Annotated in this window: 18 protein-coding genes; 14 read left to right on the top strand and 4 right to left on the bottom strand. The window is 66.3% G+C overall.

Going from position 1 to position 22,200, the window contains the following annotated elements; all coding sequences use genetic code 11:
* Window positions 1-2: 2 nt before the first annotated feature.
* The 4 genes from argJ to ASD71_RS13695 form a co-directional block, all read right to left on the bottom strand.
* A complete protein-coding gene (gene argJ, locus ASD71_RS13710) occupies window positions 3-1,229 on the bottom strand; it encodes a bifunctional glutamate N-acetyltransferase/amino-acid acetyltransferase ArgJ (protein ID WP_056564609.1) in 1,227 nt (408 codons plus the stop codon).
* 133 nt (window positions 1,230-1,362) lie between these two features.
* Window positions 1,363-2,403: a hypothetical protein gene (locus tag ASD71_RS13705; protein WP_056564605.1), complete on the bottom strand. Its 1,041-nt coding sequence runs from the start codon at window positions 2,401-2,403 to the stop codon at window positions 1,363-1,365.
* Between the two features lie 60 nt (window positions 2,404-2,463).
* Window positions 2,464-2,958: a MarR family winged helix-turn-helix transcriptional regulator gene (locus ASD71_RS13700; protein WP_056564603.1), complete on the bottom strand. Its 495-nt coding sequence runs from the start codon at window positions 2,956-2,958 to the stop codon at window positions 2,464-2,466.
* Window positions 2,959-2,969: 11 nt separating this feature from the next.
* Window positions 2,970-3,863, bottom strand: a complete 894-nt coding sequence (locus tag ASD71_RS13695) for an alpha/beta hydrolase (protein WP_056564600.1) — start codon at window positions 3,861-3,863, stop codon at window positions 2,970-2,972.
* A 239-nt stretch (window positions 3,864-4,102) separates the two neighbouring features.
* Between ASD71_RS13695 and ASD71_RS13690 the strand changes: the two genes are divergently transcribed.
* From ASD71_RS13690 to ASD71_RS13625, 14 genes are all read left to right on the top strand, one after another.
* Complete coding sequence (locus ASD71_RS13690) at window positions 4,103-5,269, top strand: ABC transporter substrate-binding protein (RefSeq protein WP_056564598.1); 1,167 nt, start codon at window positions 4,103-4,105, stop codon at window positions 5,267-5,269.
* A gap of 184 nt (window positions 5,270-5,453) precedes the next feature.
* Window positions 5,454-6,374: a branched-chain amino acid ABC transporter permease gene (locus ASD71_RS13685; RefSeq protein ID WP_056566889.1), complete on the top strand. Its 921-nt coding sequence runs from the start codon at window positions 5,454-5,456 to the stop codon at window positions 6,372-6,374.
* A gap of 2 nt (window positions 6,375-6,376) precedes the next feature.
* Window positions 6,377-7,339, top strand: coding sequence for a branched-chain amino acid ABC transporter permease (locus ASD71_RS13680; RefSeq protein WP_056564595.1), 963 nt, complete (start codon window positions 6,377-6,379; stop codon window positions 7,337-7,339).
* Between the two features lie 8 nt (window positions 7,340-7,347).
* Window positions 7,348-8,133, top strand: coding sequence for an ABC transporter ATP-binding protein (locus ASD71_RS13675; protein WP_056566886.1), 786 nt, complete (start codon window positions 7,348-7,350; stop codon window positions 8,131-8,133).
* A complete protein-coding gene (locus ASD71_RS13670) occupies window positions 8,133-8,837 on the top strand; it encodes an ABC transporter ATP-binding protein (protein ID WP_056564592.1) in 705 nt (234 codons plus the stop codon). The genes ASD71_RS13675 and ASD71_RS13670 overlap by 1 nt, the downstream gene beginning before the upstream one ends.
* 319 nt (window positions 8,838-9,156) lie before the next feature.
* Window positions 9,157-11,142, top strand: a complete 1,986-nt coding sequence (gene siaA / locus ASD71_RS13665) for a biofilm regulation protein phosphatase SiaA (RefSeq protein WP_200949395.1) — start codon at window positions 9,157-9,159, stop codon at window positions 11,140-11,142.
* A 23-nt stretch (window positions 11,143-11,165) separates the two neighbouring features.
* Window positions 11,166-11,705 (top strand): biofilm regulation protein kinase SiaB, encoded by a 540-nt coding sequence (gene siaB, locus ASD71_RS13660; protein ID WP_056564586.1) that lies wholly within the window; start codon window positions 11,166-11,168, stop codon window positions 11,703-11,705.
* A 37-nt stretch (window positions 11,706-11,742) separates the two neighbouring features.
* On the top strand, window positions 11,743-12,120 hold the full coding sequence (gene siaC / locus ASD71_RS13655; RefSeq protein WP_056564583.1) for a biofilm regulation phosphoprotein SiaC: 378 nt from the start codon (window positions 11,743-11,745) through the stop codon (window positions 12,118-12,120).
* A complete protein-coding gene (gene siaD / locus ASD71_RS13650) occupies window positions 12,117-12,914 on the top strand; it encodes a biofilm regulation diguanylate cyclase SiaD (protein WP_056564579.1) in 798 nt (265 codons plus the stop codon). The genes siaC and siaD overlap by 4 nt, the downstream gene beginning before the upstream one ends.
* Before the next feature lie 39 nt (window positions 12,915-12,953).
* Window positions 12,954-15,530 (top strand): EAL domain-containing protein, encoded by a 2,577-nt coding sequence (locus ASD71_RS13645; protein ID WP_235512130.1) that lies wholly within the window; start codon window positions 12,954-12,956, stop codon window positions 15,528-15,530.
* A 1,413-nt stretch (window positions 15,531-16,943) separates the two neighbouring features.
* Window positions 16,944-19,295 (top strand): bifunctional salicylyl-CoA 5-hydroxylase/oxidoreductase, encoded by a 2,352-nt coding sequence (locus ASD71_RS13640; protein ID WP_056564569.1) that lies wholly within the window; start codon window positions 16,944-16,946, stop codon window positions 19,293-19,295.
* Window positions 19,292-20,083, top strand: a complete 792-nt coding sequence (locus ASD71_RS13635) for an SDR family NAD(P)-dependent oxidoreductase (RefSeq protein WP_056564566.1) — start codon at window positions 19,292-19,294, stop codon at window positions 20,081-20,083. The genes ASD71_RS13640 and ASD71_RS13635 overlap by 4 nt, the downstream gene beginning before the upstream one ends.
* Window positions 20,084-20,125: 42 nt before the next feature.
* Window positions 20,126-20,983 carry an enoyl-CoA hydratase family protein gene (locus ASD71_RS13630; RefSeq protein ID WP_056564562.1) on the top strand — a complete coding sequence of 286 codons (858 nt, stop codon included), beginning with the start codon at window positions 20,126-20,128 and terminating at the stop codon, window positions 20,981-20,983.
* 2 nt (window positions 20,984-20,985) lie between these two features.
* Window positions 20,986-22,155, top strand: coding sequence for an acyl-CoA dehydrogenase family protein (locus ASD71_RS13625; RefSeq protein ID WP_056564560.1), 1,170 nt, complete (start codon window positions 20,986-20,988; stop codon window positions 22,153-22,155).
* The last annotated feature ends 45 nt before the right edge of the window (window positions 22,156-22,200 follow it).

The following is a 22,200-nucleotide window of genomic DNA, read 5'->3' as shown; positions in this document are numbered from 1 at the left end:
GGTCAGGAGCGGTAGTCGGCGTTGATCGACACGTACTCGTGCGAGAAATCGCAGGTGTAGACCGTGTCGCTGACCTGGCCGCGGCCCAGCGCGATGCGCACCGAGATTTCGGCCTGCTTCATCACGCGCTGGCCGTCGGCTTCCTGGTAGTCGGGATTGCGGCCGCCGTTCTTGGCGACCAGCACGTCGTCGAGCCACAGGCGGATGTTGGACACGTCCAGGTCGTCGATGCCGGCGTAGCCGACGGCGGCCAGGATGCGGCCCAGGTTGGGGTCGGACGCGAAGAACGCGGTCTTGACCAGCGGCGAGTGCGCCACGGCGTACGCGACCTTCAGGGCCTCTTCGGTGGTGCCTGCTTCTTCGACGCGGATCGTCATGAACTTGGTGGCGCCTTCGGCGTCGCGCACGATCTTGGTGGCCAGTTCCAGCGCGGCGGCGGTCAGGGCGTCGCGCACGGCGGCGTAGGCGGCGTCGGATTCGCTGTTGACGTTGACGCCCGACTTGCCGGTGGCGGCAATGATGAAGGAGTCATTGGTCGACGTGTCGCCGTCGACCGTGATGCGGTTGAACGAGGCATCGGCGATTTCCACGGCCAGCTTGCGCAGGAGCGGCTGGGCGATGCCGGCGTCGGTGGCCAGGAAGCTGAGCATCGTGGCCATGTTGGGACGGATCATGCCGGCGCCCTTGCTGATGCCGGTGAAGGTGACGGTCTTGCCGTCGATCTGCACCTTGGCGGACGAAATCTTGGGCAGCGTGTCCGTGGTCATGATGCCGTGGGCGGCGCTGAACCAGTGGTCGGGGGCCAGGTCGGCGATGGCGGCGGGCAGGCCGGCGGCCAGGCGGTCCAGGGGCAGGGGTTCCAGGATGACGCCGGTGGAGAACGGCAGGATCTGCGCGGCGGGCACGCCCAGCAGCTTGCCCAGTGCATCGCACGTGTCCTTGGCTTTCTTCAGGCCTTCCTCGCCGGTGCCGGCGTTGGCGTTGCCCGTGTTGATGACCAGCGCGCCGATCGGGCCGCCGGCGGCCAGGTGGGCCTGGCAGACCTGCACCGGGGCGGCGCAGAAGCGGTTACGCGTGAAGACGCCCGCAACGCTGGTGCCTTCGGCCAGGCGGAACACCGTCAGGTCGCGCCGGTTGGCTTTGCGGATGCCGGCCTCGGTGACGCCGATTTCTACGCCGGCAACAGGGAAAATTTCGGACTCGGAGGGGATCTGCAGATTAACGGCCATGACTTCGTCTCTTGGAGTGAGCGGGACGGAACCGCCGCCAGGCAAGGCGGCGCGCGGGAAAGGTTCGTATTATCCCACCGGATCCGGCGGGGGGGGCCGGTCCCCTCGGCAACCCGAGGGGTGCCCGCCGGCCTCAGGGGGCCATGCGCATGGCGGCCACGTCCAGCACGCCGGCCTCGCGGTTGCTCAGCACGCTGCGTACCGTGCCGTCGGGCGCCTGCAGCACCGACTTGCCGGCCGGGACGTCTTCGCCGCCCGCCCGGCGCGCCGAGCGGCCGCGCGAGGGCGAAAACAGCAGATCGCCCGGCTGCGCGCCCTGCAGGCGCGGATTGGCGGCCAGGACGCGCGTGCCCGGCGGGTAGGTCATGTCGCCCAGGACGGTGTCGCGGGCCGCCAGTCCCTCGAAGCCCAGCATCCGGCGCTGCGCGTCCAGTTGCAGGTCGACCTTCAGCAGGGGAATTCCGGCGACGGTCAAGGCGTCGCTGCCTTCGGTGCGCAGCAGCCAGCGGGGCGCCGTGCCGGTCTTGTCCAGCGGCGTGCCGCGGGCGGCGGGTTCGACCTTCAACCAGGCGCCCGCGGGCACCGGTTGCTGGGCCAGCGTATTGCCGATGGCAAGGTGGCAGCTTGAAAACTGCGGATGTCCGCCTTGGACCACGAATTCGATGCGATGGCCGTGCGCGCACAGCCAGCCTTCCAGCGCCTGGTCGCGCGCGATCTCGGCAGACAGCGTCTCGGGCTGCTTGGGCGTGGCCGGATAGCGGAACAGGCGCGTCGCGGCGACGCCGTGGATCTCGGCCGGATGGGATTCGGGAAAGACGGCCCGGTCGAACGAGGCCAGCTCGCCGGGCGTGGCAAGGCGCAGCGTGGTGCCCGTGGGCATCTGGACGCCGGCCAGTTGCGTGGGTTGCGACAACACCGTCTTGCGCGCGTCGTCGGCCTGCGCTTCGCGCTGGACCGAGAACCACTGGCTGAATTGCTGATACGGGAAGATGGCGCCGACGACGGCGAGCAACGCCATCAGCACGGTGCCGCCGCGCCGGTGGCCGGACAGCCACTCGCGCGCGCCGCGCGAGGTGGCCAGGACGGCCAGCCAGGTGAGCAGCGTGGAGAGGCAGGCCAGCGAGACCGCCATCAGCACATAGAAATTACCGCCAGGAAGGGAAACCGGAATCATGGCGGCAATTATGCGCCAATCCGGCAGGCCGGACCGGCGCGAAAACGTCCTGGGCCGGCCTCAGTCGCGGGCCGCCGCCGAGCGCGTGGCCACCACCTGCAGCTTCAGTTCGCCCAGCGCCTGGAACAAGGCGTTGCGGCTGGCCTCGGGCAGTTCGGCGAACATGGATTTGACCCAGTTCTCGTGGGCGCGGGCCATGCGCGCAAAGCTCTTCTTGCCTTGCGGCGTCAGCTTGATGAGCGAGCTGCGGCGGTCGGACTCGACCTTGGTCCGCACCACCAGGCCTTCCTTTTCGAGCTGGTCGGTGATGCCGGTGATATTGCCGTTGGTGACCATCATGTGGCGCGACAGTTCGCCCATCTTCATGCCCTTGGGCGCGCGCTGCAATTGCGCCATCAGGTCGAAACGGGGCAGGGTGGTGTCGAAGTCGTTGCGCAGTCGGCTGCGGATCTCTCCTTCGATGAGGTTGGCGCAGGTCAGCATGCGCAGCCACAGGCGCAGCGCGTGATGGTCGTCAGGCGCGGCGCGGGATTCCAGGTCGGGAGTATCGGTCATGGCTCGGAAGATTACCGGGAATGCGGGGGTGAAGAGGGCGCCAGACCCATCTGTTCGAAGATGGCTTGGGTCAGCGGGCTGTTCGGATCGTTGAGCGTCAGGACAATATCAAAATGATTGGTTCCCGGCATTGGTACATACCTACCGGGAAAACCGCGCGCGTGCCATGCGGCCAGATAATCATCGCTCTGGCGCTTGAATTCGTCGGTTTCGGACTCCCCGTAGCTGACCACCAGCGGGCAGCCCGCCTGGGGCAAGTGCAGGGCGGGGCTATTGCGGATGGCGTCGGCCTCGCTCATGCGCATCCATTCGTTGATGTGGGTGTGCACCAGGGGGTGCAGGTCGAACAGGCCGGACAGGGGCGCGGCGCCCTTGACCACGTCGGGCGGCACGTCGTAGCTGGCATGCCAGCCGCCCGCGAGCAGGGCGGCGGCCAGGTGTCCGCCCGCCGAGCTGCCGCAAATGTGGATGCGCGCCGGGTCGCCGCCGTACTGGGCAATGTGGTGGTAAATCCAGGCCAGTGCGCGCCGGTTCTGGTCCACGATGCGGTCCAGCGTGACGGCCGGGGCCAGCGAATAATTCACCGCCACCACGACCGCGCCCGCCTGCGTGAACGCGGGCGCCATGTTGCTGGATTCGTTCTTGGACAGCAGGCGCCAGTAACCGCCGTGGATGAACACGAAGACCGGTGCGCCGGTCTTGCCGGCCGCGGCTGGAAATATGTCCAGCAATTCATCCGGATGATCGCCAAAAGGCACGTCCAGCGCGCATTCCAGCGTGCTGCGCGCCGTGGCGCTGTCCTCGGTGTATTTCTTGAGTATCGGTTGGATGTCGGGTACTGTCGCGCGAGCGTTGTACTGGACGTCCAGTTCGGCGCGATCGTAGTTGCGGTAGAGGGTGACCATGGCGGCAGGTGGTAAAAACCCTAGACTTGTTTTGCCGATTACTTTAAACCTAAACTATGAACCACGCCAGTTTTCCCTGTGCTGCATAAGGGGATTGGGGCGTTGCAGAGCAATCCGTTCTGCAGGCACCGGCCTGACGGCGGCAACCATCGCGCCAGCGGGCCGGGCATAGAAGTCTTTCGCATCGCACCTTCAAAAAGAACACCCTCTGCGCGGGCTCGCGCACGGAGCACACCACCATGCGTTTGATCACTTCCTTCCTGGCTGCCGCCGCCCTGATACCCGCCCTGGCGCAGGCCGACACCGTCAAGGTCGGCATCGCCAACGACATCTCGGGCCCGTTCTCGGCGCTGGGCGCCGAAGCCCGCGACGGCTTCAACCTGGCCATCAAGCAACTGGGCGGCAAGCTGGGCGGTCAGCCCGCGGAGTTCCTGCAAACCGACATGGGCGGCAATCCGGACCAGGCCCGCCAGCTCGTCACGCGCTACATCCAGCGCGAAAAAGTCGACTTCTTCACGGGTCCCATCGGCTCGAACGTGGCGCTGGCCGTCGGCCCCGCGCTGTTCGCCGCCAAGGTCCCGTACCTGTCCAACAACCCCGGCCCCAGCCAGTTCGCCGGCGCGCAGTGCAACAACTACTGGTTCGGCACGTCGTACCAGAACGACGCCTTCCACGAAGCGGCCGGCAAGGTCGCGGCTGACCGCGGCTTCAAGAAGATGTTCATCATGGCCCCGGACTACCCGGCCGGCAAGGATGCGCTGACCGGTTTCAAGCGCGGCTACAAGACCGCCCCGGGCGACGAGGTCTACACCAAGCTCGGCCAGATCGACTACGCCGCCGAGATCGCGCAGATCCGCGCCGCCAAGCCGGACGCCGTGTACATCTTCCTGCCGGGCGGCATGGGCATCAACTTCGTCAAGCAGTTCGTGTCCGCCGGCCTGTCGCAGAACGTCAAGCTGATCGGCCCGGGCTTCTCGGCCGACGAGGACGTGATTCAGGCCGTGGGTGACCCCATGCTGGGCATGTACAACACGGCGCAATGGGCGCATGACCTGGACGTGCCGCAGAACAAGGCCTTCGTCGACGCCTTCCGCAAGGAATACAACGGCCGTTACCCGTCGGTGTACGCCGCCCAGGCGTACGACGTGATCATGGCCATGGACGCCGCGGTCAAGCAGGCCGGCGGCAAGGCGTCTGACCGTGATGCCATCGTGAAGGCGCTGGAAAAGGCCGACTACCCCTCGGTGCGCGGCAGCTTCACCTACGGCAAGAACCATTACCCGATCCAGTCCTACTACCTGCGCGTCGTCGAAAAGGACGGCAGCGGCCGCATCACCAACAAGCTGGTGGGCAAGGTGTTCGACAAGTACCAGGACGTCTACGTCGGCGACTGCAAAAAGATGTGACCCCCCCCCGGAGCGCTGCGCGCTTCCCCCCAGGGGGCGTCGCAGCGGACCGGCAAAGCCGGATCCGCGCGACCCCGCTTGGGGGCGGCGGCGTGCGCGGGGGTGATGCGCGGCTGATGCAGATTGAGATGGATTTGGTGATCGGCGCTTGCCTTCGGCGGCGCGCGGCAAGGGGGAAGTTTTCATGACGTTTACGCTGATCGTCGAGCAATTGCTGAACGGTCTGCAGTTTGGGTTGATGTTGTTTCTGATTGCGGCCGGGCTGACCCTGGTGTTCGGGATCATGGACATCATGAATCTGGCTCACGGCTCGCTCTATATGGCTGGCGCCTATGTCGCCGCCGAAACCATGCAACGTACCGGCTCGTTCACCGCCGCAGTCCTAGTGGCGGCGGTCGCCACGGGCATCGTCGGCATCGTGCTGGAACTCTCGCTCATCCGCCGCCTGGCGCTGCGAGACCATCTGGCTCAGGTGCTGGGCACCTACGCCGTCATCCTCATCGCCAATGACCTGGTCAAGATGATCTGGGGTCCGGCGCCGGTCATGCTGAACATGCCCGCGGTGCTGTCTGGTCCCGTGCGCCTCTTGCCCGATCTGATGTATCCCGCGTACCGCCTGATGATCATCGTCTTTGGCGTGGCTGCGGCCGCAGGCCTGTACTGGTTCGTGACGCGGACCCGCGCCGGCGTGCTGGTGCGCGCCGGGGCCTCGAACCGCCAGATGGCCACGCTGATGGGCGTGCGCGTGCCGCTCCTGTTCCTGGGCGTATTCGTGCTGGGCGCCATGCTGGCCGCGGTGGCCGGCGCGCTGTTGGGCCCGATCACCTCGGTGCAGGTGGGCATGGGCGAAGAAATCCTGATCCTGGTGCTGGTGTGCATCGTCATCGGCGGCATCGGCTCGATCCGGGGCGCCTTCGTGGGCGCGCTGCTGGTCGGCATGGTCGACACCGCCGGCCGGGCGTTCCTGCCGATGCTGCTGCGCCAGGTGTTCTCTCCGGCCGTGGCCTCCAGCGTCGGCCCGACGCTCGCGGCCATCGCCATCTACGTGTTGATGGCGGCAGTGCTGGTGTTCCGGCCCTCTGGCCTATTTCCGGCGCGGGGCTGACCATGAAAACCAAGATCTGGACCGTGGTCCTCTTGGCCGCGCTGGCGGTGTTCCCGCTGGTGGCGCCGATGCTGGGCCTGGACTTCTACATTTCCTTCGTGCGGCGCGTGCTGATCTACGCGCTGGCGGCAACCAGCCTGAACCTCATCCTGGGGTATGGCGGCATGGTGGCCTTGGGTCACGCGGCGTTCTTCGGCGCGGGCGCGTACGCGGTGGGCATCCTGTCCATGTCGGGCGTCACGTCCGCGCTGGTGTCCTGGCCGGTGGCGATGCTGCTGGCGGGCGTGCTGGCCTGCATCACGGGCGCGATCTCGCTGCGCACGCGCGGCGTGTACTTCATCATGATCACGCTCGCGTTCGCGCAGATGCTGTTCTACATCTTCATCTCGCTGCGCCAGTACGGCGGCGAAGACGGCCTGAACCTGCCGGGTTACTCGACCCTGCCGGGCATCGACCTCGCCCATGACGTCAGCTTCTATTACCTGGTGCTGGTGCTGTTCGCGCTGCTGATGTGGGCCTTCGGCCGCATCGTCGCCTCGCGCTTCGGCATGGCGCTGCAGGGCATCCGCGAGAACGAATCGCGCATGGAGTCCATGGGCTATCCCGTGTACCGCATCAAGCTCATGGCGTTCACGCTGAGCGGCGCGGCGGCGGGGCTGGCCGGCGCGTTGCTGGCCAACCACAACCTCTTCATTTCGCCCAGCCTGATGCATTGGACCCAGTCGGCCAACCTGCTGATCATGGTGCTGGTGGGCGGCATCGGCCTGCGCTACGGCGGCGTGGCCGGCGCAGTCGTGATGCTGACACTCGAAGAAGTGCTGCGCCTGTGGACCGAATACTGGCACCTGCCCCTGGGCGTGCTGCTGCTCTGCGTGGTGTTTGGCGCGCCGCGCGGCCTGGTCGGCCTGTTCGGGCCGCTGTTCAGTGGGCGCACGGCGCCGCAATCCGGCAAGGTGGGCTCATGAGCAATCCGATGAATGCCACGACTGGCGCCGCCGCGGGCGGGACGCACGCCCTGCAGGCGCGCGGACTGGTCCGCCGCTTTGGCGCGCTGGTGGCCACCGACAACGTATCGCTGTCCCTGGCGCCAGGCGAGATCCATGCCCTGATCGGCCCCAACGGCGCGGGCAAGTCCACGCTGATCCATCTGCTGTCGGGCACGCTGTCCGCCGACGCCGGCGCGCTGGAAGTCGACGGCCGCGACGTCACCGCGATGAACGCGCACCAGCGCGTGGGGGCCGGCCTGTCGCGGTCGTACCAGATCACCAACATCTTCAAGCAGTCCAGCGTGCTGGATAACCTGGTGCTGGCGGTGCAGGCCCACGCCGGCAGCAGCTTCCGCTTCTGGAAACCCCGCGCGGCCGAATCGGCGCTATATGAACAGGCGCGCGAACTGGCGCGCGAGTGCGCCATCGACGCCAGCCTGCTCGACCGCGCTGCGGGCACCCTGCCGCACGGCGAACAGCGCAAGGTGGAATTCGCGCTGGCGCTTGCCGCCCGGCCCAAGGTATTGCTGCTGGACGAACCGATGGCGGGCATGGGACCGGACGAGACCGTCCGCCTGACCGAACTGATTGAATCCTTGCGGGGGCGCGCCGCCATGCTGCTGGTTGAACACGACATGCAGGCGGTGTTCCGTCTTGCGGACCGCCTGTCCGTGCTGGTGTATGGCCGGGTGATCGCGTCGGGCACGCCGGACGAGATCCGCGCCAACCCCGAAGTGCGCCAGGCTTACCTGGGCGACGAGGAGACCGTCTGATGCTGACCATCGAATCGGCCAAGAGCGGCTACGGCGCCAGCCAGGTGCTGTTTGGCGTCGACCTGGAAATCGGCGCGGGGCAGGTCGTGACCTTGCTGGGCCGCAACGGCATGGGCAAGACCACGCTGCTGCGCACCCTGTTCGGCCAGTTGCCGCTGCGCGGCGGGAAGATCCACTTTGCGGGCCAGGACATCAGCGGATGGAGTTCGGACCGCATCGCGCGGGCCGGCGTTGCCATCGTCCCGGAAGGCCGCCAGTGCTTTCCCAACCTGACGGTGCGCGAGCACCTGACGGCGTTTGTGGCCGGGCGTAACCCGGATATCGGCGAACCGTGGACGCCCGATCGCGTGTTCGCGCTGTTTCCCCGGCTGGCCGAGCGCGCCCGCAACATGGGCAACCAGTTGTCGGGCGGTGAACAGCAGATGCTGGCCATCGGCCGTGCGCTGGTGACCAACCCCCGGCTGCTGATTCTGGACGAGGCTACCGAAGGACTGGCGCCGAAGATCCGGGAAGAGATCTGGAACTGCCTGGCGCAGCTGCGCCAAGCCGGCCAGACGATCCTGGTGATCGACAAATATGTTGAAAGGTTACTTAGCTTGGCCGACCGCCACGTCATCCTGGAACGCGGCAAGGTGGTGTGGACGGGCGATTCCCAGGCCCTGGATGCTGACCGTAGCCTCTGGGAGCGGTACCTCGGCGTCTAGCGAACGTGTAGTAATAAAGCTGCAATTGGGGTCCGCCAGACGTAACAATCGTTGATATAAAACGCAATAAAACACGATATATATTGCTGCGGTGAAACTTAAGGTGTCTCGAACGCATCCAGACGTTTGCACCTGTATCAATAAACCCCCCTGGCATCTACACTAGCCGCGCCGGTTGCCCGCATGGGGCGCCGGCATTCAGGCTCATGGCTCAAAAGGCGGGGCAAGGCACGGGCAGGGCGCCTCGTACGGTCAGCGCGCCCGATCTGCGTCCCCTTTACGCGCATGGCATCGCATCTGGCTGTCAGGAAGACTTTGCATGGCGAAATGGGGATTGCGCAGGAAATCACTGATGGCGCTGCTGTTGGCGTGCCTGGTCGCCTTGGCGCCGGCCGCGCTGATTGGCTGGCAGGTGCTGGACGGCGTCCGCGAGCACTTCGGCCGCGCCTTTTCCGACAACTTCACGCAACTGAACCGCCAGCGCGTCCTGGCGCCGGTGTCGCGCGAACTGGCGCTGTCGCAGCGCCTGGCCGACAGCGAGGTCACGCGCCGCTGGCTACGCAATGAAAATGATCCCGCCGCGCGCGAACTGTTCTTCCGCGAGGCCGACGGCTATCGGCGCGACCTGCTCGGCGGCGCGTATTTCATCGCCAGTGCCGCATCCGGCAATTACTACTTCAACGACGACAAGCCGCTGTCCGAGGCGCCGCGCTACACGCTAAGCCCCAGCGCGGCTGACGACGGCTGGTTCTACGCCACGGTCAAGTCGCCCGCCCGCTACAACATCAACGTCAACCCGGACCTGAAGCTCAAGACCACCAAGGTCTGGATCAACGTGCAGATCCGCGACGGCGACAAGGTCATCGGCCTGACGGGCGCGGGCCTGGACGTGGGCGGGTTCCTGAAGGAATTCGTGAACAGCGGCCAGCCCGGCGTCACGCCCATCATCGTGGACGAGGAAGGCGCGATCCAGGCGCATATGAACCCCGCGCTGATCGCCTACAACTCGGGCGCGTCGGGGGCGGGCGGCAAGGGCATGGTCTTCAGCCTGCTGGACGCGGGCGAGGGCCGGGCCGACCTGCTTTCGGCCATGCACGCCGCCCAGGCGAATCCGCAGTCGGTGCAGTCGGCCTGGGTCAAGATGGACGGCGTGCGCCAGCTGGTGTCCGTCGCGTACATGCCCGAACTGCATTGGCACGTGCTGACCGTGGTCGATTTGGGCGCGGCCCGCGTGCTGGACACGGGCTGGCTGTGGCCGGCCGCGATTGGCCTGGTGGTGCTCTTTGCCGCGATGCTGCTGTGCTTCGGCTACGCCATCGAGCGCCTGATGCTGCGCCCGTTGCGCCGCCTGCAGCAGTCGGCCCGGGCCATTGCCGACGGCAGCTACGACGTGCGCCTGCCGCCGGGCGGCCAGGACGAGATCGGCGACCTGAGCCGCGCGTTCGGCGTGATGGCCGACAAGGTGCGCAAGCACACGGCCGAACTGGAAACCAAGGTGCGCGAACGCACCTCGGCGCTGGAAGACGCGAACCGCGCCATGGCCGCCGCGCACAAGAAGATCGACGACTCGATCGACTACGCCAGCCTGATCCAGCGCGCGATCCTGCCGGACCGCCAGCTGACGCAGTCGCTGGGCGCGCACCATTTCGTGCTGTGGAAGCCGCGCGATGTGGTCGGCGGGGATTTCTACGTGTTCCGCTCGGACGGCGCCAACTGCCTGCTGGGCATCATGGACTGCGCAGGCCACGGCGTGCCCGGCGCGTTGATGACGATGCTGGCGCGCGCGGCGATTGACCTGGCGATCACCGAGGTCGGACCGGGCGACCCCGCCGGCATTCTGACGCGTACCGACAACGCCATCCGGGCCATGCTGGCCGACGCGCAATTGCCCCGGGCCCTGGCAACCAATACCGATGCGGGGCTGGTATATATTGACCGGCAAGCCGGCAGGCTGCTGTACGCAGGTGCGAAGATCAGCCTGTACGCAAGCGACGGCGAAAGCCTGCATGAGGTTCCCGGCGGCCGCCGTGCGCTGGGCGACAAGCGTATGGGGGTTTACGAGAACAACGCGTTACAGATGGAGCCGGGCTGGACGTATTACCTGGCCACCGACGGTTTTCTGGATCAGGCGGGCGGCGAGCACGGGTTCGGCTTTGGCAATACGCGCTTTGCCGACATGCTCAAGACACACGCCCGCCGGCCGTTAACAGAGCAGGCGGCCGCATTCAGCCAGGCGCTCGCCGAGTACCAAGGTGGCCGGCCCCAGCGCGACGACATCACCTTGCTGTCTTTCCGTTTCGAATAATCGTTATCAAGGCGGTACCCTCCATGAATGCCTCCGATCTTTACGCGTTGGGCGCGCGATTCGACCAGAACCGCACGCTGTTGTGTTTCAACGGTCCGATCTCGCGCAGCCTGATCGAGGAAATCGGCAATGCGCTGAAGAACTACCTGAACGCTGAGCACGTCCGGCCCGCTGAAGCCATGGACGTGTTTTCGGTCTACATCGAGATGATCCAGAACATCCGCCAGTACGCCGCGCAGAACGGCGACGCGGACGCCTCCGCCACGGTCGTGATCGGCCGCCGCGACGAAAGCCGCTATGTGGTGTCGGCGGGCAATCTGGTCAGCGCGGAAGACGGCCACAGTCTGGTGGCCCGTATCCAGGAACTGGCCGCGCTGGACAAGCCGGCCCTGAAAGCCGAATACAAGGCACAGCTGCACAAGCCGCGCACGCAGGGCGTTGCGTCTGGCGCGGGCCTGGGCCTGATCGACATCGCGCGCCGCGCCGGCGCTCCGCTGGAAGCCAGCCTGACCCCCGCCGCACAGCCGGGCAAGGCCTTCTTCAGCCTGAGCGTGGTGGTCTGAGGACGCGCGCTCAAAAGGATTATTTTCGGAGTATTTGATGAAAGACCTGAACATTCCCGGGACCCAGTCCACGCCCGCCATCACCGCCGACGCTGCCGCCGGCGTGCTGGCGATGCGCGGCGACTCCTATCCCGAGAATTCCTTCGAGCTGTTCGGCCCGGTCATTGAATGGGTCGAGTCGTACCTGCAGGATCGCGATACGCCGCTGAAGCTGGAGCTGGAACTTCTGTACCTGAACACGAGCAGCATCAAGTCCGTCATGGACATCTTCGACGTGCTGGAGGCCGCGCACCGCAAGGGCCGCGAGGTCGGCGTCACGTGGTTCTACGACATGCGCAACGAGCGCGTGGGCGAGCTGGCCGAAGAGTTCAAGGAAGACTGCACGTTCCCCTTCTCGGTGGTCGGCCGCCAATGAAGCCGGGCGCCGCCGAACTCGATCAGCGCATCGCCGCATTGCTGGCGGATCCGGCCCATGCCGGCCATCCGCTGCGTGACGCGCTGGAAGCGCTCTGGCGGCACACCGAGGAACAGATGGCGCGCATTCAGCGCGTCACGCAGCTTTCGGATGCCTATCAAAGCATGGCGCACGAACGCGAACTGGGCCTGTGCGACCAGTTCGACCGCCAGTTGCGCCGCTTGACCCGCATCGCGCGGATCTCGGATCACTACCAGAACATGATGCGCGACTTGAACCGCGCGCTCGAAGAAACGTCCAGCCGCGATCCGCTGACGGGCCTGTTGAACCGTCGCGCGCTGATGGAGATGATCAAACAGGAAGTCCAGCGCGCCGCGCGCAGCGGCGACAGCTTTGTCGTCGCGATGCTGGACGTGGATCACTTCAAGGCCGTCAACGACCGTTTCGGCCACGAGACGGGCGACCGCGCGCTGGTCGAACTGGCCGGCGTGCTGGTAGAAAGCCTGCGCGAATACGACCTGTGCGGCCGCTGGGGCGGCGAGGAATTCCTCGTCCTGCTGCCCCATACGCATCCGGACGCGGCGCAGGCGGTGATGGACCGGCTGGTCAGTGATGTGCGGGGGCTGGCGGTGGCGGCCGGGGACGACGTCCTGCGGCTGACGGTCAGTATCGGCATGGCGTATCACCAGTTGGGCGAAACGTTTTCAGAGACGCTCAGCCGGGCGGATCAGGCGTTGTATCTGGCCAAGCAGGACGGACGCGATCGCGTCGCCCTTGGTTTTCCGAGGCGCTGAATGAAACCGGAACAGCTGTTATCCGGGTTGGAGCCCCTTATGCTTGATTCTCATCTTGGCGATTCGGAGTCGAATCCCCAAGGCGCCGCGTGGCATGTGGGCAATTACCTGACGTCGATGGACCGCGCGCTGCTGCTGTTCGACTTCGACGCAGCCGGCTCCTTGTTGAACGGCAATACCAATTTCCTGGCCGCGGTGGGTTACACCCGCGAAGAGGCCCTGACGCTGCGCCACGAGCTGCTGTGCGACAGCATGGACGAAGGCAAGGGCACGCGCAGCGGCGAACAGGTCTGGGCCCGGCTGCGCCGCGGCCAGCACTTTTCGGGCACCTGCCGCTACCGCAAGAAGGACGGCAGCTCGCTGTGGATCGAGGCGACCTACCTGCCGATGCTGAACGACGCGGGCGAGGTCGGCCGCGTGACGGTCATCTCGCGCAAGTCGATCGCGGACGCGGAACGCCAGGAAGAAATCCGCCTGCTGATGCTGGGCATCAACGAGACCGGCAACGCGGTGGCGGTGTCGGGCTGTGACGGGCGCATCGTCTACGTGAACGACGGCTTCCAGCGCATGCTGGGGTTTTCGCGCGGCGATTCGATCAACCAGGACCTGGGCGAACTGCTGTCCGGAGGCCGCGCCGACGGCGGCACGCGCGAGGAACTGCACCGCCGCATCGCCTGTCGCGAGGGCTACCACAAGGACGTGCTGGTCTATGACCGCGGCGGCAAGCCGCTGTGGGTGTCGGTGATGGCAAACTCGGTGTTCGACGAGCGCGGGACGCTGGTCAACATCGTGGACGTGCTGACGGACATCACGCCGACCAAGGTGCACGAGGTGCTGCAACGCCGGGTGCTGCAGGCGATGGTGAACGAGGCCTCGGTGGTCGAGGTCATGAACATGGTGTGCCGCGAGGTCGAGCGCCTGGCGCCGGAAGTGGCGGCCTCGGTGGTTCGCGTGGACGACGCGGGCCTGTTGCGCCCGCTGGCCGCGCCGAGCCTGCCGCAGGGCTATTCGGACGCGCTGGAAGGCGTTCCGATCGGTCCGCAGGTGGGCGCGTGCGGCACGGCGGCGTTTCTGGGCCGCCCGGTGATCGTGCCGGACATCGCGACGGATCCGCTGTGGGACGATTACCGCCATCTGCCGCTGCCGGAGGAATACAAGGCCTGCTGGTCGTCGCCGATCAAGTCGAGCGACGGCCGGGTGATCGGCACGTTCGGTTTCTATTTCCGCGAGCGCCGGTTGCCGGATGATTTCCATCACCGTCTGGTGGATGTGTGCGTGTATCTGTGCGCGCTGGCGCTGGAACGCGAGGAAGCCCGCGCCCGCATCCGCCAACTGGCGTTCTATGACGAACTGACGGGCCTGCCGAACCGCAATCTGCTGCTGGCGCAGGCCGAGCAGGCGATTGCGCGGGCGGAGCCGGAGCGCAAGCGGGTGGCGGTGCTGTTCCTGGATCTGGACCGCTTCAAGCAGGTAAACGATACGCTGGGCCACCCGATCGGCGACGCGCTGCTGCGGGACGTGGCGCAACGCCTGCGCCGGCTGGCGCGGGCGACGGACATCGTGGGCCGCCTGTCGGGCGACGAGTTCGTGATGCTGATGCCGGAGTTCGAACATGGCCGCCTGACCGCGGCCGCCGAACACATCCTGGTGGCGCTGGCGCAGCCGTTCTCGGTGGGCGGCATCACGCTGAACCCGTCGGTGAGCATCGGCATCAGCGTGTTCCCGGAAAACGGCCGGGACATGGATACGCTGCTGCGCCATGCGGACATGGCGATGTACCAGGCAAAGACGGCGGGCCGCAACCGCATTTCCTTCTTCAGCGCCGAGATGAATCGTCAGGCGCAGGAACGGTTGGCGCTGGAAGCGGCGCTGAGGGATGCATTGGAAGCGAAGGCTTTGCGTCTGCACTATCAGCCGCAAGTTGGCCTGAAGAACGGCAGCCTGTACGGGGTGGAGGCGCTGGCGCGCTGGCGCCATCCGACGCTGGGCGACATTTCGCCGGCGCGGTTTGTGCCGCTGGCCGAAGAGTGCGGGCTGATTGGCGATCTGGGCGACTGGGCATTGCGCGAGGCCTGCTCGCAACTGGCCATCTGGCGCCACAACGGTCTGCGTGTTCCTTCGGTGTCGGTGAACCTGTCGGCGACGAATTTTCACAACCTGAACCTGCCGCGGATGATTGCGGCGACGCTGGCTGAATTCGGTTTGGCGCCGGCGGATTTGATGCTGGAGATTACCGAGGGCGTTGTTCTGGATGCCACGGCTGGGACGCTGCGCACGATCGCCGAATTGCATCGGTTGGGCGTACGGCTTTCGATGGACGACTTCGGGACGGGGTATTCCAGCTTGGGCCACTTGCGCCGCCTGATCGTCGACGAACTGAAGCTGGACCGCAGTTTCGTGCAAGGCTTGGAGAGCGATGACGCTGCTCGGGCGCTGACTAGTGCTGTGATCCGGATCGGGGAAAGCTTGAGTCTGCCGGTTGTGGCGGAAGGCGTCGAGAACGAAGAGCAGCGGCGGTTCCTGATCGAGCAGGGGTGTGCGGCGGGGCAGGGGTTTCTGTTTTCGCCGCCGTTGCCTGCGGGGGATCTTGAGGAGTGGTTGCGGGCTCGGGGGTGATGGGGGCGCTTTTATTTGGCGGCTTTGGTTCTTGAGGCGTCCGGCACGGTGGCGTCCCGGGGCGCGCGGGGCCACGATCGCGGTCCGGAGCCTTCGCTCCGGACTCCCCCTTCGTCATCTTCGTCCAGGCCTTCGGCCTTCCCTTCAGATTCCCTCGGGCTTATCGACGCCCCGCGCACCCCGGGACGCCACCGCACCGGACTCTGGCAATTCAAGTCTTCAGGCAGCTGGGGCGGTCGGCGTGCTTGGCCTTTTTGTGTAGAGACCTTCGGGCCAGAAGCATCTTGCGCTGCCCGTCTCCGATCGGCCGCGCGGGCGGCCTCCGGAGACTTACGCGGCGTCTTGCGTTGTGACGATGACGCTTCGCGAGTAGGTAAAGCTTTGGTGTCTGACACCCGCAAAGACGGGTTCCAGGCTTGACGCAGCGTTCCCAGGGTGTCAGACACCCATCTTGACGTAGATGGGCTACAGGCTTGAAGGGGGCTTCTTGGGTGTCAGACACCGTCGGGGACTTAGACGGCGTCTTGCGGCGTGGTGATGACGCTTCGCGAGTAGGCGGCGCTCTGGTGTCTGACACCCACCTAGACTGCGTACAGGCTTGAAGGGTGTTTCTTGGGTGTCAGACACCCAACCTGGCGAAGGCGCTCGTTTTTGGCAGGTGTCAGACACAACCAAGCGGTTCGCCACTAATCGTCAATTGAACTCAAGTCTTCGATGGGCGGCGCGCGTGCCGACCGTCAGGCAGTAGCAGCCCGTCGCCGCGCGCCGCCCATCACCGCCTCCCCCCCGTGATGCTGGAGCCTTAGCACCCGCATCGCCGCCAGCGCGCAAGCGACCACCGTCTCGACGCCCCACACCGCGTATGCCGATCGTGGCCGCCCGCGCGGCCGCGACTCGGCGGGCCCCGCAAGTCTCGTCCCTGACCACGGCTTTAGCAGCGCCCCGAATCATGCACACCGCAGCTCCTCGGTGCGGGCGACAGGGGGCCGAGCGCCGTCGATGCGCCCGAGGGAATCTGAAGGGAGCCGAAGGCGGACGAAGATGACGACGGGGCAGGCCGGAGCGAAGGCTCCGGACCGCAATCGTGGGCGCTCGGCCCCCTGTTGCCCGCACCGAGGGGCGGAAGAAGATCGCAGCAACCGCCAATCCAGAACCAACGGTCAAAGCCGCCTCAAGGCCACACTCCCCCCCCCGTACGCACCTCTGCACCCACACCCCGATACCCCGCCCCTACACCCAACCTCCACTCGTCCCCATTTCCCCACCCCCTCCAGCATCACTAAATACTTTCCCTCATTTGCACACCCACCACTTCCGATATATATTTCAAGCCTAAACTATCCAGACCTAAATATCTGCGGCTTCCGCTCCAGCATCAAGAGCGACTGTCGCGTACTTGGAGCGTATACGGCAATGAAGATAGTCTGCATCGGCGGCGGTCCCGCCGGCCTGTATTTCGGTCTGCTCATGAAACTGCAGAACCCCGCCAACGAAGTCACCGTCATCGAACGCAACCGTCCGTATGACACTTTTGGCTGGGGCGTGGTGTTCTCCGACGCCACCATGCAGAACTTGCGCGAGGCCGACCCCGTTTCGGCTCAGACCATTGGCGATGCGTTCAACCATTGGGATGACATCGACATCCATTTCAAGGGCCGCAGCATCCGCAGCAGCGGCCACGGCTTCATCGGCATCGGCCGCAAGAAGCTCCTGAACATCCTGCAGGCGCGCTGCGAAGACGTGGGCGTGAAGCTCGTGTTCGAGAACTTCGTTCAGGACGACCAGGCAATCGCCCGCGAATACGACGCCGACCTCGTCATTGCCTCGGATGGCATCAACAGCCAGATCCGCACCCGGTACGCCGAGACGTTCCATCCCGACATCGACCAGCGCCGCTGCCGCTTCGTGTGGCTGGGCACCAAGAAGGTGTTCGATGCCTTCACCTTTGCCTTCGTGCAGACCGAGCACGGCTGGTTCCAGGCGCATGCCTACCGGTACGAGGACGGCATGTCGACGTTCATCGTCGAGACGCCCGAGGAAACCTGGCAGGCCGCCGGCATCGAGCAGATGAGCCAGGAAGAGGGCATTGCCTATTGCGAGAAGCTGTTCGCACCCTGGCTGGACGGCAATCCGCTGATCAGCAACGCTTCGCACCTGCGTGGCTCGGCCATCTGGATCCGTTTCCCGCGGGTCATCTGCAACACGTGGGTCCACTGGAACAAGCTTGATACCGCCCGCGGCGAGCGCCGCGTGCCAGTCGTGCTGATGGGCGATGCCGCGCACACTGCGCACTTTTCCATCGGTTCGGGCACCAAGCTGGCGCTGGAAGACGCGATCGAACTGGCGCGTTGCCTGAGTGGCGCGGAAGGTAGCGTCGAGGCCGGGCTGCACCATTATGAGGAAGTGCGCAGCGTCGAAGTGCTGAAGATCCAGAACGCCGCGCGCAATTCCACCGAATGGTTCGAGAACGTCGAGCGCTACGCCGACCTCGAGCCCGAGCAGTTCGCGTATTCGCTGCTGACCCGCTCGCAGCGCATTTCGCACGAGAATCTGCGCCTGCGCGATCCGGCCTGGCTGGAAGGTTTTGAGCGCTGGATCGCGGAACGCGCCGGCTCGGCCACGCCCGAGGGCCGGCGCCCGGCCATTCCGATGCTGACGCCCTACCAGGTGCGCGGCGTGCGGCTCAAAAATCGCATCCTCGTGTCGCCGATGGCCATGTATTCGTGCACGGATGGCGTGCCGGGCGATTTCCACCTGGTTCACCTGGGTGCGCGCGCCATGGGCGGCGCCGGGCTCGTCATGGTGGAAATGACCTGCGTGTCGCCGGACGGCCGCATCACGCCGGGGTGCCCGGGACTGTGGAACGACGAGCAACAGCAGGCGTTTGCCCGCATCGTGAACTTCGTGCATGGCAACAGCGATGCGCGCATCGGCGTGCAGCTGGGCCATGCGGGCCGCAAGGGGTCCACGCAACTCGGCTGGCAGAAGATCGATCATCCGCTGGCGGAGGGCAACTGGCCGCTGCTGTCGGCGTCGGCGCTGCCTTACATCGAGGGCGTGTCGCAGACGCCGCGCGCCATGACGCGGGCCGACATGGATCAGGTGCGCGACAACTTCGTGGCGGCGGCGCGCCGCGCGGCAGCTGCCGGCTTTGACTGGCTGGAGCTGCACTGCGCGCACGGCTATCTGTTGTCCAGCTTCATTTCGCCGCTGACCAACCAGCGCGACGATGAATACGGCGGCAGCCTGGAGAACCGCCTGCGCTTCCCGCTGGAGGTCTTTCATGCAGTGCGCGCCGTGTGGCCTGAAGACAAGCCGATGTCGGTGCGGATTTCGGCCAGCGATTGGGTGGAAGGCGGCATCACCGCGGACGATGCGGTCGAGATTGCGCGTCACTTCAAGGCGGCGGGTGCCGACATGATCGATTGCTCGTCCGGCCAGGTCAGCAAGGAAGAAAAGCCGGTGTACGGCCGCATGTTCCAGACGCCGTTTGCCGACCGCGTCCGCAACGAAGCCGGCATCCCCACGATTGCGGTGGGCGCCATCTTCGAGGCCGACCACGCCAACGGCATCATCGCCTCGGGCCGTGCAGACCTCTGCGCGCTGGCACGTCCCCATTTGGCTGACGCCTCCTGGACGCTGCGCGAAGCGGCGCGCGTGGGCTATGTTGATGTTTCATGGCCGAGCCAGTATTTCGCCGGCAAGCGCCAGCTTGAAACCAACTTCGAACGCGCCGCCGCCATGGCGCAACTGGACATCAAATGAACGCACAACCGCTACCGCTCGCCGGGCGTCACGCCCTCGTGACGGGGGGCGCGCGCGGCATCGGCCTGGCCAGCGCCAGGTCGCTGCTGCAGCGCGGCGCCCGTGTCACGCTGCTGGGCCGCGACGGCGGCGCGCTGGAGGCCGCGGCCGACGAGCTGGCCCGGCTAGGCCAGGTGCAGGCGGTCAGCGCGGACATTGCCGACGAAGCCTCGGTGCGCGCTGCCTTCGCGCAGGCCGAAGCCGAGTTCGGCCCGGTGCTGATCCTGGTGAACAACGCGGGGCAGGCGGTCAGCCAGCGCTTTGACCGGACGGACGCCGCGCTGTGGAACCAGATGCTGGCCGTCAATCTGACGGGCACGTTCCACTGCATCCAGGCGGCATTGCCCGGCATGCTGCAGGAAAAATGGGGCCGCGTGATCAACGTGGCCAGCACCGCAGGGTTGATCGGCTATGGGTATGTAAGTGCCTACTGCGCGGCAAAGCACGGCGTAATCGGGCTGACCCGGTCGCTGGCGCTGGAGACCGCGCAGAAGGGCGTGACGGTCAACGCGGTGTGCCCCGGCTATACCGAGACCGACATCGTGCGCGGCGCGGTGGCCAACATTGTCGAGAAGACCGGCATGACGCCGGACGCCGCCCGCCTGAAACTGGCCGAGCGCAACCCGCAGGGCCGCCTGGTGCAGCCCGAGGAAGTGGCCGAGACGGTCGCGTGGCTGGCGCTGCCGGCCTCCGCCTCCATCAACGGCCAGGCGATCGCCGTCGACGGCGGCGAAGTGATGACCGGCTGAAGCCGGCGTTCCATCCACCCAGCATTCATGAACGGAGACACCATGAGCACCCAGCCCGAAGAGCACACCATGAAGCATCACAAGCGTCCCGTCGCCGGCTATCAGGCGAAGACGTTCCTGTGGCAGGTGTCGGACGACGGCAAGGTCGGCACCATTACGCTGAACCGTCCCGAGCGCAAGAACCCGCTGACGTTCGATTCGTACGCGGAACTGCGCGATTTCTTCCGGTCGCTGGTGTATGCCACCGACGTGAAGGTGGTGGTGGTAACGGGTGCCGGCGGCAATTTCTGCTCGGGCGGCGACGTGCACGAAATCATCGGCCCGCTCACGAAGATGAGCATGCCGGAACTGCTGGACTTCACGCGCATGACGGGCGATCTGGTCAAGGCCATGCGCGCGTGCCCGCAGCCGATCGTGGCGGCCGTGGACGGCGTATGCGCAGGCGCGGGCGCGATGGTGGCGCTGGCATCGGACATGCGCTTGGGAACGCCCGCCGCGCGCACCGCGTTCCTCTTTACCCGCGTGGGGCTGGCGGGCGCCGACATGGGCGCGTGCACGCTGCTGCCGCGCATGATCGGCCAGGGCCGTGCGTCCGAGCTGCTGTACACGGGCCGCGCGATGACGGCCGACGAGGGCGCGAGCTGGGGCTTTTTCAATGCGCTGCACGAGTCCGGCAAGCTGCTGGAAGCGGCGCAGACGCTGGCGGCCCAGCTGGCCGCGGGCCCGACCTTTGCGCACGGCGTCACCAAGAAGCTGCTGCACCAGGAATGGAACATGGGCGTGGACGAAGCCATCGAGGCCGAAGCCGAAGCCCAGGCCATCTGCATGCAGACCCGCGATTTTCATCGCGCCTATGAGGCCTTCGTGGCCAAGCAGAAACCCGTCTTCGAGGGGAATTGACGATGCGCGACGCAAGCTGGCTGGACTGGCCCTTTTTCGACGACGCGCACCGCAAGCTGGCGCATGAGGTTGACGCCTGGTGCGAGCAGTCGCTGGGCGACGTGGACCATCACGACGCGGACGCCGCCTGCAAGAAGCTGGTCAAGGCCATGGGCCAGGCCGGGTGGCTGCGCTACGCGGTGGCGGGCGGCCCGGGCGGGGCGTGGGGCGGCGCGCTGCCGGAGGTCGACTCCCGCGCGGTGTGCATCCTGCGCGAGACGTTTGCGCGCCACGAAGGGCTGGCGGACTTTGCGTTTGCGATGCAGGGACTGGGCAGCGGGGCGATTTCATTGATGGGCTCGGACGCGCTGCGCCAGCATTACCTGCCGCGCGTAGCGCGCGGCGAGGCGATCGCGGCCTTTGCGCTGTCGGAGCCCGATGCGGGCTCGGACGTGGCGGCGCTGGCGTGCGAGGCGCGGCTGGATGGCGGCCACTATGTGCTGAACGGCGCGAAGACGTGGATCTCGAACGGCGGCATCGCGGACTTCTATGTCGTGTTCGCGCGCACGGGCGAAGCCCCCGGCGCGCGGGGCATCAGCGCGTTCGTGGTGGATGCGGACACGCCGGGATTCGAGGTGGCCGAGCGCATCGACCTGATCGCGCCGCATCCGCTGGCGACTATCACGTTCGACAACTGCCGCATCCCGGTGACGCACCGGCTGGGCGACGCGGGGCAAGGTTTCAAGCTGGCCATGATGACGCTGGACATTTTCCGTGCGTCGGTGGCGGCGGCGGCGCTGGGCTTTGCGCGCCGGGCGCTGGACGAAGGATTGGCGCGCGCCAAGTCGCGCCGCATGTTCGGCCAGACGCTGGCCGACCTGCAACTGACGCAAGCCGCGCTGGGCGACATGGCGACCGCCATCGACGCCTCGGCGCTGCTGACGTACCGCGCCGCGTGGATGCGCGACGTGCAGAAGCTGCGCACCACGCGCGAAGCGGCGATGGCCAAGATGACGGCCACGGAATCGGCGCAGACGGTGATCGACCGGGCGTTGCAGATGTTCGGCGGCGCTGGCGTGGTGTCGGGGATGCCGGTGGAGAAGCTTTACAGGGAAATCAGAGCGCTGCGTATCTACGAAGGCGCCACCGAAGTGCAGAAGTTGATCATCGCCCGTGAACTGCTGAAGGCATAAGGGGCCACCGAGCGCCTGCCTTTTGCAACGTAAACCGCATCGCAC

It is taken from the genome of Achromobacter sp. Root565 (assembly GCF_001427425.1).
In the GTDB taxonomy this organism is placed as follows: Bacteria; Pseudomonadota; Gammaproteobacteria; order Burkholderiales; family Burkholderiaceae_B; genus Achromobacter; species Achromobacter spanius_D.
The sequence above is the reverse complement of the archived record's forward strand: the minus strand, read 5'-3'. Positions and strand labels throughout refer to the sequence as shown.

Coding starts and splice junctions, on each gene's coding strand:
- argJ (WP_056564609.1), bottom strand. CDS start 1,229: ATGGCCGTTAATCTGCAGATCCCCTCCGAGTCCGAAATTTTCCCTGTT.
- ASD71_RS13705 (WP_056564605.1), bottom strand. CDS start 2,403: ATGATTCCGGTTTCCCTTCCTGGCGGTAATTTCTATGTGCTGATGGCG.
- ASD71_RS13700 (WP_056564603.1), bottom strand. CDS start 2,958: ATGACCGATACTCCCGACCTGGAATCCCGCGCCGCGCCTGACGACCAT.
- ASD71_RS13695 (WP_056564600.1), bottom strand. CDS start 3,863: ATGGTCACCCTCTACCGCAACTACGATCGCGCCGAACTGGACGTCCAG.
- ASD71_RS13690 (WP_056564598.1), top strand. CDS start 4,103: ATGCGTTTGATCACTTCCTTCCTGGCTGCCGCCGCCCTGATACCCGCC.
- ASD71_RS13685 (WP_056566889.1), top strand. CDS start 5,454: ATGACGTTTACGCTGATCGTCGAGCAATTGCTGAACGGTCTGCAGTTT.
- ASD71_RS13680 (WP_056564595.1), top strand. CDS start 6,377: ATGAAAACCAAGATCTGGACCGTGGTCCTCTTGGCCGCGCTGGCGGTG.
- ASD71_RS13675 (WP_056566886.1), top strand. CDS start 7,348: ATGAATGCCACGACTGGCGCCGCCGCGGGCGGGACGCACGCCCTGCAG.
- ASD71_RS13670 (WP_056564592.1), top strand. CDS start 8,133: ATGCTGACCATCGAATCGGCCAAGAGCGGCTACGGCGCCAGCCAGGTG.
- siaA (WP_200949395.1), top strand. CDS start 9,157: ATGGCGAAATGGGGATTGCGCAGGAAATCACTGATGGCGCTGCTGTTG.
- siaB (WP_056564586.1), top strand. CDS start 11,166: ATGAATGCCTCCGATCTTTACGCGTTGGGCGCGCGATTCGACCAGAAC.
- siaC (WP_056564583.1), top strand. CDS start 11,743: ATGAAAGACCTGAACATTCCCGGGACCCAGTCCACGCCCGCCATCACC.
- siaD (WP_056564579.1), top strand. CDS start 12,117: ATGAAGCCGGGCGCCGCCGAACTCGATCAGCGCATCGCCGCATTGCTG.
- ASD71_RS13645 (WP_235512130.1), top strand. CDS start 12,954: ATGCTTGATTCTCATCTTGGCGATTCGGAGTCGAATCCCCAAGGCGCC.
- ASD71_RS13640 (WP_056564569.1), top strand. CDS start 16,944: ATGAAGATAGTCTGCATCGGCGGCGGTCCCGCCGGCCTGTATTTCGGT.
- ASD71_RS13635 (WP_056564566.1), top strand. CDS start 19,292: ATGAACGCACAACCGCTACCGCTCGCCGGGCGTCACGCCCTCGTGACG.
- ASD71_RS13630 (WP_056564562.1), top strand. CDS start 20,126: ATGAGCACCCAGCCCGAAGAGCACACCATGAAGCATCACAAGCGTCCC.
- ASD71_RS13625 (WP_056564560.1), top strand. CDS start 20,986: ATGCGCGACGCAAGCTGGCTGGACTGGCCCTTTTTCGACGACGCGCAC.